This window comes from Novosphingobium sp. BL-S-19 (assembly GCF_055521675.1).
In genome coordinates, this window is sequence record NZ_CM145498.1 from 2,212,775 (window position 1) to 2,226,867 (window position 14,093).

Annotated in this window: 16 protein-coding genes; 8 read left to right on the forward strand and 8 right to left on the reverse strand. The window is 65.2% G+C overall.

The window, feature by feature from the left end; translation table 11 throughout:
• Positions 1 to 201: 201 nt before the first annotated feature.
• Positions 202 to 786 (forward strand): copper chaperone PCu(A)C, encoded by a 585-nt coding sequence (locus ACZ1JV_RS18500; RefSeq protein WP_465149979.1) that lies wholly within the window; start codon positions 202 to 204, stop codon positions 784 to 786.
• Positions 787 to 797: 11 nt separating this feature from the next.
• Positions 798 to 1,301: a vgr related protein gene (locus tag ACZ1JV_RS18505; RefSeq protein ID WP_465149980.1), complete on the forward strand. Its 504-nt coding sequence runs from the start codon at positions 798 to 800 to the stop codon at positions 1,299 to 1,301.
• Here ACZ1JV_RS18505 and ACZ1JV_RS18510 read toward each other — a convergent pair.
• From ACZ1JV_RS18510 to hrcA, 3 genes are all read right to left on the reverse strand, one after another.
• Positions 1,280 to 1,534 carry a hypothetical protein gene (locus ACZ1JV_RS18510; protein ID WP_465149981.1) on the reverse strand — a complete coding sequence of 85 codons (255 nt, stop codon included), beginning with the start codon at positions 1,532 to 1,534 and terminating at the stop codon, positions 1,280 to 1,282. The genes ACZ1JV_RS18505 and ACZ1JV_RS18510 overlap by 22 nt on opposite strands.
• A 128-nt stretch (positions 1,535 to 1,662) precedes the next feature.
• The gene (grpE, locus tag ACZ1JV_RS18515; protein WP_465135269.1) at positions 1,663 to 2,214 is read right to left on the reverse strand and encodes a nucleotide exchange factor GrpE; all 552 of its coding nucleotides are present in this window, start codon (positions 2,212 to 2,214) and stop codon (positions 1,663 to 1,665) included.
• Between the two features lie 16 nt (positions 2,215 to 2,230).
• On the reverse strand, positions 2,231 to 3,274 hold the full coding sequence (gene hrcA, locus ACZ1JV_RS18520) for a heat-inducible transcriptional repressor HrcA (RefSeq protein WP_465135270.1): 1,044 nt from the start codon (positions 3,272 to 3,274) through the stop codon (positions 2,231 to 2,233).
• Between the two features lie 97 nt (positions 3,275 to 3,371).
• On the opposite strand from hrcA, the gene rph reads away from it, so the two are divergent.
• The 4 genes from rph (at position 3,372) to ACZ1JV_RS18540 (ending at position 6,930) form a co-directional block, all read left to right on the forward strand.
• Positions 3,372 to 4,088, forward strand: a complete 717-nt coding sequence (gene rph, locus ACZ1JV_RS18525) for a ribonuclease PH (RefSeq protein WP_465149982.1) — start codon at positions 3,372 to 3,374, stop codon at positions 4,086 to 4,088.
• 150 nt (positions 4,089 to 4,238) lie between these two features.
• Positions 4,239 to 4,868 carry an RdgB/HAM1 family non-canonical purine NTP pyrophosphatase gene (rdgB, locus tag ACZ1JV_RS18530; protein WP_465149983.1) on the forward strand — a complete coding sequence of 210 codons (630 nt, stop codon included), beginning with the start codon at positions 4,239 to 4,241 and terminating at the stop codon, positions 4,866 to 4,868.
• An 11-nt stretch (positions 4,869 to 4,879) separates the two neighbouring features.
• On the forward strand, positions 4,880 to 6,031 hold the full coding sequence (gene hemW / locus ACZ1JV_RS18535) for a radical SAM family heme chaperone HemW (protein ID WP_465149984.1): 1,152 nt from the start codon (positions 4,880 to 4,882) through the stop codon (positions 6,029 to 6,031).
• Positions 6,028 to 6,930, forward strand: a complete 903-nt coding sequence (locus tag ACZ1JV_RS18540; protein WP_465149985.1) for a tyrosine recombinase XerC — start codon at positions 6,028 to 6,030, stop codon at positions 6,928 to 6,930. The genes hemW and ACZ1JV_RS18540 overlap by 4 nt, the downstream gene beginning before the upstream one ends.
• Before the next feature lie 45 nt (positions 6,931 to 6,975).
• On the opposite strand, the gene aqpZ is transcribed toward ACZ1JV_RS18540, so the two are convergent.
• The 5 genes from aqpZ to rsmI form a co-directional block, all read right to left on the reverse strand.
• Positions 6,976 to 7,674, reverse strand: coding sequence for an aquaporin Z (aqpZ, locus tag ACZ1JV_RS18545; protein WP_465135275.1), 699 nt, complete (start codon positions 7,672 to 7,674; stop codon positions 6,976 to 6,978).
• Positions 7,675 to 7,786: 112 nt separating this feature from the next.
• Complete coding sequence (locus tag ACZ1JV_RS18550) at positions 7,787 to 8,386, reverse strand: DedA family protein (RefSeq protein WP_465149986.1); 600 nt, start codon at positions 8,384 to 8,386, stop codon at positions 7,787 to 7,789.
• An 18-nt stretch (positions 8,387 to 8,404) separates the two neighbouring features.
• Positions 8,405 to 9,391: a glutathione synthase gene (gene gshB, locus ACZ1JV_RS18555; protein WP_465149987.1), complete on the reverse strand. Its 987-nt coding sequence runs from the start codon at positions 9,389 to 9,391 to the stop codon at positions 8,405 to 8,407.
• A gap of 150 nt (positions 9,392 to 9,541) precedes the next feature.
• Positions 9,542 to 9,904, reverse strand: coding sequence for a YraN family protein (locus tag ACZ1JV_RS18560; protein ID WP_465149988.1), 363 nt, complete (start codon positions 9,902 to 9,904; stop codon positions 9,542 to 9,544).
• Positions 9,901 to 10,728, reverse strand: coding sequence for a 16S rRNA (cytidine(1402)-2'-O)-methyltransferase (rsmI, locus tag ACZ1JV_RS18565; RefSeq protein ID WP_465149989.1), 828 nt, complete (start codon positions 10,726 to 10,728; stop codon positions 9,901 to 9,903). Before rsmI ends, ACZ1JV_RS18560 begins: the two co-directional genes overlap by 4 nt.
• Before the next feature lie 40 nt (positions 10,729 to 10,768).
• Here rsmI and ACZ1JV_RS18570 point away from each other — a divergent pair, with 40 nt between their 5' ends.
• Both ACZ1JV_RS18570 and parE read left to right on the forward strand, forming a co-directional pair.
• A complete protein-coding gene (locus ACZ1JV_RS18570; protein ID WP_465149990.1) occupies positions 10,769 to 11,947 on the forward strand; it encodes a penicillin-binding protein activator in 1,179 nt (392 codons plus the stop codon).
• A gap of 134 nt (positions 11,948 to 12,081) precedes the next feature.
• Entirely contained in the window at positions 12,082 to 14,091 is a 2,010-nt protein-coding gene (parE, locus tag ACZ1JV_RS18575) for a DNA topoisomerase IV subunit B (protein WP_465149991.1), read from the forward strand.
• Positions 14,092 to 14,093: the final 2 nt, after the last annotated feature.

Here is a 14,093-nt window from a genome sequence, read left to right on the forward strand (position 1 = left end):
ACACCGCACGGATGGCCTCCCTCAAAAGAGGCAAGGCGGCTTGCACGGCTCGATGACGTTCAAAGTCGTCGATCGGGCATATAGGAGCGGTTTGTGTTGGAACAAGAGCGTTGCAATGGCATTAGGCATGCGAAATTTTCATGGCCCGGCAAAACCATGGCGCACCAATCCATGAACGGGCCGACCAAAGGATGCCCTCGCGTGAACAAGACCCGTTCGCTTAGCCTTATCGCTGTTGCCCTGTTGACGTCGCTTGCAGCCTGCAATCAGGAAACCACCGGATCTCAGGCCGCTTCCAGCGCCGCCGCCAGCGATGCGAATGCCGGAATTTCCGCGCGCGATGGCAAGCTGATGCTTCCGGCAGTGGCCGGACGCCCCGGCGCGGCCTATTTCACCGTTCGCAACGACAGCGCCAGCCCGGTAGCACTCACCGCGGTCGAAATCGTCGGGGCCGGCAAGACGCAGATGCACGAGACCAGCGGCGGCACGATGAAGTCCGTCGATTCGCTTCCCATCGCACCGGGTGCCGAGATCGAATTCTCGCCCGGCGGCCTGCACGTCATGGTCTTCGATATCTCGGGCGGCCTGAAGCCGGGACAGACGACCGACCTGACGCTGATTTTCGCGAATGGCGAAAAACTGAAGATGCCGTTGATGGTGGACACCATCGGCGGCAGTGACGACATGGATGGAATGGGCCCAATGGCGCCGACCAGCAATGGCGGCGCAACGACCGGTGGCGATGGTGCACCGGCGTCGGGCGCGATGCCCGGAATGCATCACTGAGCCTCGACCAGATGGCCGCTTGCCCTGCCGGCGGCGAACGGGAACTTTCCGCAGGAGAGCGCGCGCTTATCGCCGAAGTTTTCGGCGCTGCGATCGACTGCACGTTGGTTCGCGTGCGCCGCCGCCGGTGGTTTCCGTTTCAGCCTCAAAACGTGGTCATGGCGCCTTGCGGCCATTTGCATTTCCACCCCCGCTCGCCGCTCTATGCGGACGATTTCGCGGCAGCATCGATCGTGCTGCAAGGGCTATTCATCCATGAGATGGTTCATGTCTGGCAAACCCAGCGAAAAGGGCGCTGGTATTTGCCGCTCATGCGCCATCCGCTCTGCCGCTACGACTACAGCCTGAGGCCGGGATGGCCGCTGGAGCGTTACGGCATCGAGCAGCAAGCGGAGATCGTGCGCCACGCCTTCATGCTGGCGCGCGGATGGCAAGTGCCCGGCGCGCCGTCGCTGGACAGCTACCGGGCCATATTACCATTCAGGAGCGGCGATCAGCAGTCGCGATCCCAATAGCGATTGCCATTGCGGTCATAGCGATAGCACCCGTTATGCTTCTTCTGGGTCGAGCCTACGACCGCACCGGCGGCAGCACCCACGGCCGCACCGGCAGCGGCATCGCCGGCAATCGCGCCGACACCCGCGCCCAGCGCACCACCGGCAAGAGCACCCTCACCGCCATAGTTGCTGGCGCATCCAGCCATCCCGACCGCCGCAACGGCAACGATGGGAATCATGAACTTGCGCATCAGAATTCTCCCGTTTCAGGTTCCATGCCTGAGCAACGGGCTGCCTGCGGCGCAGGTTCCTTCGAAATGTGCAAATAATCGACGACCCGCCCCCGCTCATCGTGCGGGGCGCGGGTCGCGAAGGAGGATCAGTCCGGCTTCTTGGCCACAGCCACCATGGCGGGACGCAGCAGGCGGTCCTTGATCATGTAGCCCGACTGCAGTTCCTGGATCACCGTGCCCGGCTCGGCATCGGCCGAGGGAACCTCGATCATCGCCTGATGCTGGTTGGGGTCGAGCGGCAGGCCCATGGCCGCCACGCGGGTGATGCCGTGGTTGCCGAAGACCTTCTCGATCTCACGCCCGGTCGCCTCGATACCAGCGATGACGCCCTTCAGCTTCTCGTCCTCGCGCAATTCGGCGGGAATCGCCGAAAGTGCGCGCGAAAGGTTGTCGGCCACCGAAAGGATGTCGCGCGCAAAGCCCGTCGCAGCATAGGCGCGGGTATCGGCAATGTCTTTTTCGAGACGACGACGCACGTTCTGCGTTTCGGCGCGTGCGTAGAGTGCCTCTTGCTTGGCCGTTTCGAGTTCTTCGCGCAGTTTGGCGAGTTCGGGATTGTCGATCATATCCGCGGGCACACCCTTCAGTTCTTCGGCGATGGCCGATTCTTCTGTCGACTGCGTCTTTTCTTCGGTCATTATTGTTTGGTTCCAGCTATCCGATGAGCTTGCCCAGGCTCTGGGCAGTGAAGTCCACCATGGGGACTACGCGCGCATAATTCAACCGAGTCGGTCCGATAACCCCCACCACGCCGACCACGCGCCCGTCACGATCGCGATAGGGAGAGGCGATCACGGAGGAGCCGGAAAGCGCGAAAAGCCGGTTTTCCGAACCGATGAATATCCGCGTCGATTCGGCCTCACGCGCGATATCCAGCAGTTCGGCGACGGACTGTTTGTTTTCCAGATCGTCCAGCAGCGAACGCACGCGCTCCAGATCGGAAAGCGCGGTTTCGTCCAGCAGATTGGCCTGCCCGCGCACGATCAGCACCGGGCGGGCCAGTGCATCCTCGCTCCACACGGCAAGGCCGCGCTCCACCAGATCGCGGCTTGCCGCATCCAGCGCCGATCGACCGGAGGCGATGTCGCCCCGCATCGCCCGCGCCGCCTGCGCCAGCGTCCGGCCGGACAAGTGGGCGGAAATGTAGTTGGAGGCCTCTTCCAGCGCGCCTGAGGGCAAGTCGGGAGGTAAATCGAGCACCCGATTTTCCACCACGCCATCCTCGCCCACCAGCACGGCGAGCGCCCTGCCAGGCCCAAGCCCCACAAGCTGAAGCTGCATGAGTCGCGGCTCCCGCTTGGGCACCATGACCACGCCGGCACCGGAAGACATGCTGGACAGCAGCGTGCTGGTCGCCTCCAGCGCCGCCTCGATCGGACCGGGAGCGGCGATGCGGCTTTCGATCGCGAGCCGTTCCTCCACCGTGGGTTCGGCCACTTGCATGATGCCGTCCACAAACAGCCTCAGCCCTGCTTCGGTGGGCAAACGCCCGGCGCTGGTATGCGGCGCGGCCAGCAATCCGAACGATTCGAGGTCTGCCAGAACCGAACGGATCGAGGCGGAGGAAAGGTTCACGCCGCCCGCCCCGGTCAGCGCCTTCGATCCAACCGGCACGCCCGTGGCAAGATACCCCTCCACCACAAGGCGGAAAATCTCGCGTGCGCGGGTCGTCAGTTCGGTTATCGGCGGGCTGGGCATCTCTCTTACAATTTAGGCAATGCTCTTGCAGCCTCAAGCCTATTCCGCCTAGGGGCCTCTGGTAATCCACGATCCGAATTCGAGCAGAGGAAAATCCATGCGACCTTCCGGCCGTGCGCCCGACGAGATGCGCGCTATCGACATCCAGACCGGTTTCACCAAGCACGCCGAGGGATCGGTGCTGATTTCCTTCGGCGATACGCGCGTGCTGGTCACCGCCTCGGTCGAGGAAAAGGTGCCGCCGTTCCTGCGCGGCAAGGGTGAAGGCTGGGTAACGGCCGAATACTCGATGCTGCCCCGCGCCACCCACACGCGCGGTTCGCGTGAAGCCGCCAAGGGCAAGCAGTCCGGCCGCACGCAGGAAATCCAGCGCCTGATCGGCCGCTCGCTGCGTTCCGTGGTGGACATGAAGAAGCTGGGCGAGCGCCAGATCGTGCTCGATTGCGACGTGATCCAGGCTGATGGCGGCACCCGCACCGCCTCGATCTCCGGCGCGTGGGTTGCCCTGCGCCTTGCCGTCGACAAGCTGATGGCAGAGGGCAAGATCAAGGAAGATCCGATCCAGGGCCGCGTCGCCGCGATCTCCTGCGGCATCTGCGAAGGCACCCCGGTGCTCGACCTTGACTACATCGAAGACAGCGCGGCCGATGCCGATGCCAACTTCGTGCTGATCGAAGGCGGCAAGATCGCCGAAGCGCAGGCCACTGCCGAAGGCGCGACTTATGACGAGGAGGGCCTGCTGCGCCTGCTGCGCCTGGCCCGCATCGGCTGCGACCGCATCTTCGCCGAACAGGCCAAGGCCGTCGGCCGCTAACCGGCAAATTGCCGTAAACCCAATATCCGCCGTCGCCCCCGCGCAGGCGGGGGCCCGCTTTCCTTCCTTTACGCCGCAACCAAGCGGGATCCCCGCCTTCGCGGGGATGACGGGGGAGGAACGGGGCGGATCAGCGGATAGAAGGACATCATGACCCGCAAGCTTGGAAACACCCGCCTTGTCATCGCCACGCACAATGCAGGCAAGCTGAAGGAAATCGCGGCCCTGCTCGCGCCTTATGGCGTGGATTGCGTCTCGGCGGGCGAACTCGGCCTGCCGGAACCGGAAGAGACGGGCACGACTTTCGTCGAGAACGCGCTGCTCAAGGCCCATGCCGCCGCCAAGGCTGCCAATTTGCCGGCTCTGGCGGACGACAGCGGCCTTTCGGTGGTCGCGCTGGACGGGCGCCCCGGCGTCTACACGGCGGATTGGGCCGAACGGCAGTGGTTCGAAGGGCCCTCCGGCCGCGACTGGTTCATGGCCATGGGCAAAGTGGAAGGCCTGCTGTGCGAACAGGGCGAGGACGTGGACCGTTCCTGCTGGTTCTCCTGCGTGCTCGCCATCGCCTGGCCGGACGGGGAAGAGGCTGTCTATGACGGCCGCGCCAATGGTACGATCACCTGGCCGCCGCGCGGCAAGATGGGTTTCGGCTACGACCCGGTCTTCGTGCCGGAAGGCCATGACATGACCTTCGCCGAGCTTGCCCCCGAGGATAAGCACAAGATCAGCCACCGCGCGGATGCCTTCGCAAAGCTGGTCGCGGTGCAGTTCGCGGACTAAACTGCCGTTCCATGGCCCGCGCGCTCTACATTCACTGGCCGTTCTGCCTCGCAAAGTGCCCCTATTGCGACTTCAACAGCCATGTCCGCGAACGGGTGGAGCATGATCGCTGGCAGGCAGGCCTGCTGGCGGACATGCGGCACGAGCATGAAGTGGCCGGCGGAGAGCCGCTGTCGTCGATCTTCTTCGGCGGCGGCACGCCTTCGCTGATGCCCCCTGCCCTGGTTGCGCGCCTGCTGGACGAAGCGCAGAAGCTCTGGGGCTTTGCCGAGGGGATCGAGATCACGCTGGAGGGCAATCCGTCCTCTGTAGAAGCCGCGAACTATGCCGCGCTGGCCGATGCGGGCGTAAACCGCGTCTCGCTGGGGCTTCAGGCGCTCGATAACGATACGCTGCGCTTCCTTGGCCGACTTCACGACGCTTCAGAGGGACTGAAAGCCCTTGAAGTGGCACAGAAGCAGTTCTCCCGCGTCAGTTTCGACCTGATCTACGCTCGTCCGGGCCAGAGCCTCGACGCGTGGCAGGCCGAATTGGCGCACGCCCTTTCCTACGGCACGGGACACCTCTCGCTCTACCAGCTGACTATCGAACCGGGCACGAAGTTCGCGACGATGGTGCGCCAGCACGAGTTCGAGCCGCTGGACGAGGATGCCTGCGCCGACATGTTCGCGCTGACTCGCGAGATGACCGCCGCCGCCGGCCTGCCCGCCTACGAGATCAGCAACCACGCCCGCCCGGGCGAGGAAAGCCGCCACAACCTGACCTATTGGCGTTATCAGGACTATTGCGGCATCGGCCCCGGCGCCCACGGTCGCCGCGGCGGTGTGGCGACCACGCGGCATCGCAAGCCGGAAAACTGGCTGGAGGCCATCGACCGTTCCGCGCACGGCATTAACGAAACGCGCGATCTTGGCCGCCGCGAGCAGGCGAGCGAGGCCATGTTGATGGGCCTGCGGCTTGACGAAGGCGTCGATCTGAACGCTCTGGCCGCGCGCTTCGGCCTTGCCACAGCCGACCTCTGCGTGGCGTCCAAGGCCGCGTTCTATGAAACGCAGGGCCTTGTCTGGCGCGAAGGCAGCCGCCTTGGCGTGACCGACCAGGGCATGGCGCTCCTCGACGGATTGCTCGCCGAACTGGTCCCGGCCGATCTCGTCGAGACATGACGGCGAAGGCGGATCTGCTCGAAGCCTGGGGCGATCACCTCACCCACGCCCGGCGGCGCAGCCCGCACACCTGCCGCGCCTATATCGCCACCGCCGCGCGGCTGATCGACGGGATTGGCGGCGAGACCGATTGGAACGCGCTTTCCCGGCTCGATGCCGGCACCCTGCGCCTGCATCTGGCCGAGCGGCGCGGCGACGGGATCGGCAACGTTTCCGCCGCGCGTGAGCTTTCCGCGATCAAGAGTTTCCTTGCCTTCGCCCGCGAACAGGCAGGCGTGCCGGAACGTGCCGGGCCGCGCGTGCGGGGGCCGCGCGTGAAGAAGGGCATTCCGCGTCCGGTCACCCCTGACGAGGCCGTGAACCTTGCCGCGACGGTGGAGGAAGACGCACGAGAGGAATGGATCGGCGCGCGCGACCGTGCGGTCCTGCTGCTGCTCTACGGTGCCGGGATGCGCATCGCGGAGGCTCTTTCGCTGACCGGCGCGGCGCTGCCGATGGGCGAGACGATCACCGTCACCGGCAAGGGCAACAAGCAGCGGGTCGTGCCGCTTTTGCCGATCGTGCGCGAAGGCGTTGCCGACTACGTGGCCAAGTGCCCCTGGCCGCTGGGCCGGGACGATGCGCTTTTTCGCGGTGCAAAGGGCGGTGCGCTGTCTCAGGGCATGGTTCAGAAGGCCATGGCGCGCGCGCGGATCGTGCTGGGGCTGCCGTCTACGGCGACACCGCACGCGCTGCGCCACAGCTTTGCAACGCACCTGCTGGGCGCGGGCGCGGACCTGAGGAGCCTGCAGGAACTGCTGGGTCACGCCAGCCTCGGTTCGACGCAGATCTATACGAAAGTGGACGCGGCGACGCTGCTGGACGTCTATCGCAACGCCCACCCCCGCGAGCAGGGCTAAAGCAAGGCCCGCCTCCAGAGGAAAGCGGGCCTTGCTTTAGGATAGTCAGATCGCGCCTTCGTCCGGCGCCAGCAGGAAGCGCCAGATCACCGCGCCGATAGCCGCACCGATCAGCGGCGCCACCCAGAACACCCAGAGCTGGCTCACTGCCGCCGTTTCGGCAAACAGCGCCACGCCGGTAGAGCGCGCCGGGTTTACAGAGGTATTGGTGACGGGGATCGAGATCAGGTGGATCAAGGTGAGCGCAAGGCCGATCGCCAGCGGCCCGAAGCCTGCCGGCGCGATCCGGGAGGTGGAGCCGAGGATCACGATGATGAAGCCCGCGGTCAGGATCATCTCGATCAGCAGTGCGGAGTGTAGCGAATAGCCGCCGGGCGACAGTTCGCCATATCCATTGGTGGCAAAGCCGCCGGGCGTCCAGCCCGCCTTGCCCGAAGCGATCGCATAGAGCGCGGCGGCGGCCACGATGGCGCCGATCACCTGCGCGATCCAGTAAGGGATCAGGTCCTTCCAGTCGAGCCGGCCGCCAACAGCCATGCCCAGCGAGACCGCCGGATTGAAGTGTCCGCCGGAAATCGCGCCGACTGCATAAGCCATCGTCACGACAGTAAGCCCGAAGGCCAGTGCCACACCGGCAAATCCAATGCCAAGTTCAGGAAAGGCCGCCGCAAGGACTGCCGAACCGCAGCCCCCGAAAACAAGCCAGAACGTACCGAAGAATTCAGCTGCCAGTCTCTTGGACATAACGCCTGCTCCCCAATGGTTGCGGGCGAAGAATACGTCAGTATCCCTAATCAAGATAGCCGGGAATTACACTAAGCCGATAAACAGCTTCATTTTTTCAACTTGGGATCATTCAGCGCGTTGGCTTCCAGCTTATTACACGCCAAAGATACCAGGCCACCGTTACCGCTGCGAGCGCCAGCGTCGCCCAGCCGATCCATGTCGCGGCCTCCGAAAAGCGCCGGCCCAGCCACAGCCCGCCCATCAGCAGCAGCGTGTTCCACACCGCCGCGCCGGCAGCCGTGTAGACCAGAAACCGCAGGTGCCTCATGTGCGATAAGCCGGCAGGAACGGAGATCAGGGTGCGGAACATCGGCATGAACCGCATGACAAAAACCACCCAGTGCCCGTGGCGACGGAAGAATTGCCCGGCCCGTTCGACATCGTGCCATTCCATCGTCAGCCAGCGGCCCCAGCGGTCTACCAGCGGCTTCAGCCGCTCATAGCCGAGACGATCGGCGATCAGGAACAGGATGTAATTGCCCAGCGTGCAGCCGGCGGTTCCCGCCAGCAATACGGGGCCAAATGTCATCGTCCCGCGTGCCAGCGCGATCCCGGCGACACCCATGATGAGTTCGGACGGGATCGGCGGCACCAGGTTTTCCAGCATCATCAGGAAGGCGATGCCCCAATAGCCACCCCCTTCGATCAGCCGGATCACCCATTCATCCATGACGGCGTTCCCGCAACATCACATCGCGGCGTGGCGCGCTTCGATGGCATCCCAGATCAGCGCGCCGGTATCGGTACTGTTGAAGCGGTCGATCGCAACGATGCCGGTGGGTGAGGTGACGTTGATTTCGGTCAGCCACTTTCCGCCGATCACGTCGATGCCCACGAAAACCAGACCGCGCGCCTTCAGTTCCGGGCCCATCGCCGCGCAGATTTCCTCTTCGGTCGCGGTAAGCTGCGTCGCTTCGGCCGAACCGCCGACCGCAAGGTTGGAGCGGAATTCGCCCGCGCCCGGCTTGCGGTTGATGGCACCGGCCACCACGCCGTCCACCAGCACGATGCGCTTGTCGCCCTCCGACACATCGGGGAGGAAGGGCTGGACCATGAACGGCTCCACCCAGGCATTCTGGAACATTTCCACCAGCGCGCCCAGATTGCTGCCGTCCGCCGGCACGCGGAACACCGCCTTGCCGCCATTGCCGTGCAGCGGCTTGACGACGAGATCGCCGCCAAGCCCGGCGGCGACCTGACGTTCCTGGAATGCACGCACGTCTTCGATCCGGCGGGCGATCAGCGTCGGCGGCATGAAGCGCGCGAAATCGAGCACGAAGACCTTTTCCGGCGCATTGCGGACCGAAGCGGGATCGTTGGCCACCAGCGTCTTGCCGGCCAGCCGCTCCAGCAGGTGCGTGGCGGTGATGTAACCCAGATCGAAGGGCGGATCCTGCCGCATCAGCACCACGTCGATATCGTCGACAAGGTCGATCAGGCGATAATCGCCGCGCGTATAATGCGCGCCTGCCACGCGCTGCACCGTCACCGGCGCGCCCCAGCAGGTCAGCCTGCCGCCGGCGCCGTAGGACGCATCATAGGCCAGCGTGCGCACATCGTAATGGAACAGCGTATGCCCTCGTGCCTGCGCGGCCAGCATCAGGGCAAAGGACGAATCGCCAGCGATGTTGATCGTCTCAATCGGGTCCATCTGAACGGCGATGCGCAGGGTCATGAAATGGTTTCCTTGGGAGGATTATGTGCCGGGGAACTACGGGCCCGGGCTATTACGAGGTTGGCACTTAATGAAATTCGCGCAGGCTTGCGAATAGTTTCGTCTGCGTCCCTTGTTGCATTCCCAGGAACGCGACCAGACCCCCCGCTGTCACCCGCAGGGCTGCCATGCATTGGCAATCCTGCGCGGCCAGCACCCCGGCGCCAGCAACAGGACATCTATCCTGAGGCTGTCGCCGGGTTTCTGGTATCGCGCCGCCAGCCCTTCGGCAGCGGCGGCCACGCGGCGCAGGCGATAGGCATCGATCGCATGATCAAGGTCTTCTGCTCGGGCCCGCCATTTCACTTCGACGAAGCAGAGCGTCCTCCCCCGCCGCGCGACAAGATCGACCTCGCCCCGCGCGGTCTTCGCGCGCCGCGCCACGATACGCCAGCCGCCGAGCCGCAAATACCAGAGCGCCAGCGCCTCGCCGCGCCGCCCCTGCCGTTCCGCATGAGCCCGCCGCTCGCTCACTTCAGTTCGAGCGCCCGGGCATAGAGCGTCTTCCGGTCGAGGCCCGTCGCCTTGGCAACGCTGGCCGCCGCCTGAGAAGGTTTGGCCTCCACCAGCGCGGCACGCAGCAGCGCATCGACATCGATCTCGCCCAGCGGCTCCTCACCCGGAGGCGCCACCAGCAACACGATCTCCCCCTTGGGCGGATGCGCGGCATAGTGCGCGATCAGGTCCTGCGGCGAACCGCTACGGCATTCCTCGAACTTCTTGGTCAATTCGCGCGCGACGGCCACCTCGCGCCCCGACAGCACCGAATCGATAGCGGTCAGCGAATCTTCCAACCTTGGCGCGGTTTCGTAGAAAATCAGCGTGGCGGGAACTTTCGACAGTTCCGTCAGCACGCCCTCGCGCGCCTTGGCCTTGTTGGGCAGGAAGCCGGCGAACAGGAAGCGATCGTTGGGCAGCCCCGAAAGCGTCATCGCCATCACCGCCGCATTGGCGCCAGGCAGGCTGGTGACGGCGATCCCACGCTCCCGCGCGATGCGCACCAGACGGTATCCGGGGTCGGAAATCAGCGGGGTTCCAGCATCGCTGACCAGTGCCACGGGCGCGCTTTCCATCAGCGCCAGCAACCGCTCGCGATCGCCCTCCCCCGCATGATCGTCATAGCGGATCAGCTTTTGCTTGATGCCCAGGTGGTGGAGCAATTTGCCCGTTATCCGCGTATCCTCGCAAGCGACCGCACTCACGCCTCGCAGCGTCTCCACGGCGCGCACTGTAATATCCCCAAGGTTGCCAATGGGGGTTGCCACTATGTAGAGCCCCGGCGAAAGACTGTTTTCCATCATCGGCCTCATGGCCCAAGGACCACGGGAGCGGCAAGCAATGTTCGACAAGAGCCTGAATGGGCGACCCAATCGGCGTAATTTTCTGGCCGGGGCTGCCATGGCGCTGCTTGCCGGTTGCGCCGTCGTTCCCAAGGCTCCCGCGCCCACCCCGGCGCCGACGCCCGCGCCCAGCGGCGACAATGTGATCGCCAGCGACAACGAACGCCACCGCATCGCCCTGCTGGTGCCCACCACCGGCACGAACGCCGGCGTGGGTCAGTCGCTGGCCAATGCGGCGAACATGGCGATTCTCGATACCGGCGCGAAAGACCTGCGCATCACGGTCTACGACACCGGCACCAACCCCGGCGATGCCGCGCGCAAGGCCGTGGCGGACGGCAACAAGCTGATCCTGGGTCCGCTGCTGTCTGACGACATCGCCGCCGTGCGCACTGTCGCCAAGCCGGCGAAAGTGCCGATCATCTCCTTCTCCAATGACGAGAAGGCGGCAGAGGCGGACGTCTTCATCATCGGCAACCTGCCCGGCCAGTCGGTCGCCCGCACGGTGGCCTATGCCCGCCAGCAGGGCATCTCCAGCTTCGCCGCACTGGTCCCGCGCGGCGAATATGGCGAGCGGGTAAGCAGTTCGCTGCTCACCACCGTGCGCGCCAATGGCGGCACCGTGCTGGCCATGGAAAACTATGACCGTACCGCCGCCTCGATCAGCGCCGCAGCCACGCGGATCAAGGCCAAGGGCGGCTTCGGCGCACTGCTGATCGCCGACAGCGGCAGTCTCTCTGCCCGCGCGGCAACCACGTTCCGCGCTGCCGGCGGCGGCACCGGCGTCCGCCTGCTGGGCACCGAACTGTGGAGCGGCGAGAAGGAACTGGCGACCTCGCCCGCGCTGAACGGCGCGTGGTTCTCCACCGTGTCCGACGCGCGCTTCGGCCAGTTCGCCAAGAGCTACCGCGCCCGCTTCGGCGCCCAACCGTTCCGCATCGCCACGCTCGGCTACGACGCGGTGCTGCTCACGCTGCGCGTCTCGCGCGACTGGAAGCCGGGCACGATCTTCCCGACCACCGCGATGTTCGCGCCGGACGGCTTCCTGGGCGTGGACGGTGCGTTCCGCTTCAATCGCAACGGCCTGATCGAGCGGGCGCTGGAAGTGCGCGCGGTGCAGGCGGGTGCGGTCAAGGTGATCGACGCCGCCCCCACCGGCTTCGCCAAGGGCAAATAAAAGGGCGAAGCGGGGCGCCATGGCGGCGCCCTGCCCCTTTGTTCTCTTTTTATTCCAGTTTTCCCCAAGCCTCTGCGGAAAAGCGTGACCTGCCCGCTTGATCGCGGATTTTCCGCCTGCCTATAGTCGCGCCCATGTCCGACGACCTCTTCGACAAGCTCCCCTCCGCGGGCGGTGAAACCTACGACGGTTCGGCGATCGAAGTGCTGGAGGGGCTTGAGCCCGTCCGCCGTCGCCCGGGCATGTATATCGGCGGCACGGACGAGCGTGCACTGCACCACCTCGCCGCCGAAGTGCTCGACAACGCGATGGACGAAGCCGTCGCCGGTCACGCCAACCGTATCGAAGTGACGCTGGAAGAGGAGCCGGGCACTGCCGGGCGCCTGACCATCACCGACAACGGCCGCGGCATCCCGGTGGACGAGCACCCGAAGTATCCGGGCAAGTCGGCGCTGGAAGTCATTCTCTCCACCCTGCACTCGGGCGGCAAGTTCTCCGGCAAGGCCTATGCCACCTCGGGCGGTCTGCACGGCGTCGGCATCTCGGTGGTCAACGCGCTTTCGGTAAAGACACGCGTGGAAGTGGCGCGCAACAAGGAACTGTTCGCGCAGGAATTCTCGCGCGGCGAAACGCTGGGCCCGCTCCAGAAAGTGGGTGCCGCGCCCAATCGCCGTGGTACCGCCGTTACCTTCACGCCCGATACCGAAATCTTCGGCGATCAGAAATTCAAGCCTGCGCGCCTGTTCAAGCTGGTGCGTTCGAAGGCCTATCTCTTCGCCGGCGTGGAAATTCGCTGGAAGTGCTCGCCCGCGCTCGCGGTGGACGGCATCCCGGCCGAGGCTACCTTCCAGTTCCCCGGCGGCCTTGCCGACCATCTGGCCGAACAGATCGGCGGCCGCGAATGCGTGACCACGCAGTTCTTCTCCGGCAGCCAGGAATTTCCGCGCGGTGAGGATGGCTCCGAACAGGGCCGCGTCGAATGGGCGATCGCCTGGCCGCTCTATTCGGACGGTTCGTACTCCTGGTACTGCAACACCATCCCGACGCCCGATGGCGGCACCCACGAGCAGGGCCTGCGCGCCGCGCTGACCAAGGGCATCCGCGCTTTCGCGGACCTTGTCGGCCAGCAGAAAAAGGCCAAGGACATCACGCCGGACGACGTGGTGACCGGCAGCGAAGTCATGCTCTCGGTCTTCATCCGCGATCCGCAATTCCAGAGCCAGACCAAGGACCGCCTCACCAGCCCCGAAGCCGCGCGCATGGTGGAAGCGGCGGTGCGCGATCACTTCGACCACTTCCTCACCGACAATATGGAGCGTGGCAAGGCGCTGCTCGGCGCGGTGATGGAGCGCATGGACGACCGCCTGCGCCGCAAGGCGGAGCGGGAGGTAAAGCGCAAGACCGCCACCAACGCCAAGAAGCTGCGCCTGCCCGGCAAGCTGACCGACTGTTCGGGCGAAGGCGATGGCGAGACCGAACTGTTCATCGTCGAAGGCGATTCGGCAGGCGGCTCCGCCAAGCAGGCGCGCAACCGCAAGACACAGGCGATCCTGCCGATCCGCGGCAAAATCCTGAACGTCGCCAGCGCCACGGCGGACAAGATCCGCGCCAATCAGGAAATCGCCGACCTTGGCCTCGCGCTCGGCTGCGGCACCCGCAAGGACTGCAACGCCGACGACTTGCGCTATGACCGCGTGGTCATCATGACCGACGCTGACGTCGACGGCGCGCATATCGCCACGCTGCTGATGACGTTCTTCTTCCAGGAAATGCCGGAAATCGTGCGGCGCGGGCACCTATACCTCGCCCAGCCGCCGCTCTACCGCCTGACCTCTGGCTCCACCTCCGCCTATGCGCGCGACGACGAGCACCGCGCGGAACTGGAAAAGACGGTGTTCAAGGGCAAGAGGGTGGAAGTCGGCCGCTTCAAGGGTCTGGGCGAGATGAACCCCCAGCAGCTGCGCGAAACGACGATGAGCCCGGACAGCCGCTCGCTGATCCGCATCACCCTGCCGCCCGAATACGAAGGCCGCGCCGCGGTGAAGGACCTTGTCGACCGCCTGATGGGCCGCAACCCCGAACACCGCTTCATGTTCATCCAGAACCGCGCGGGCGAGATCGACCCGGAACTGATCGACGCCTGAGG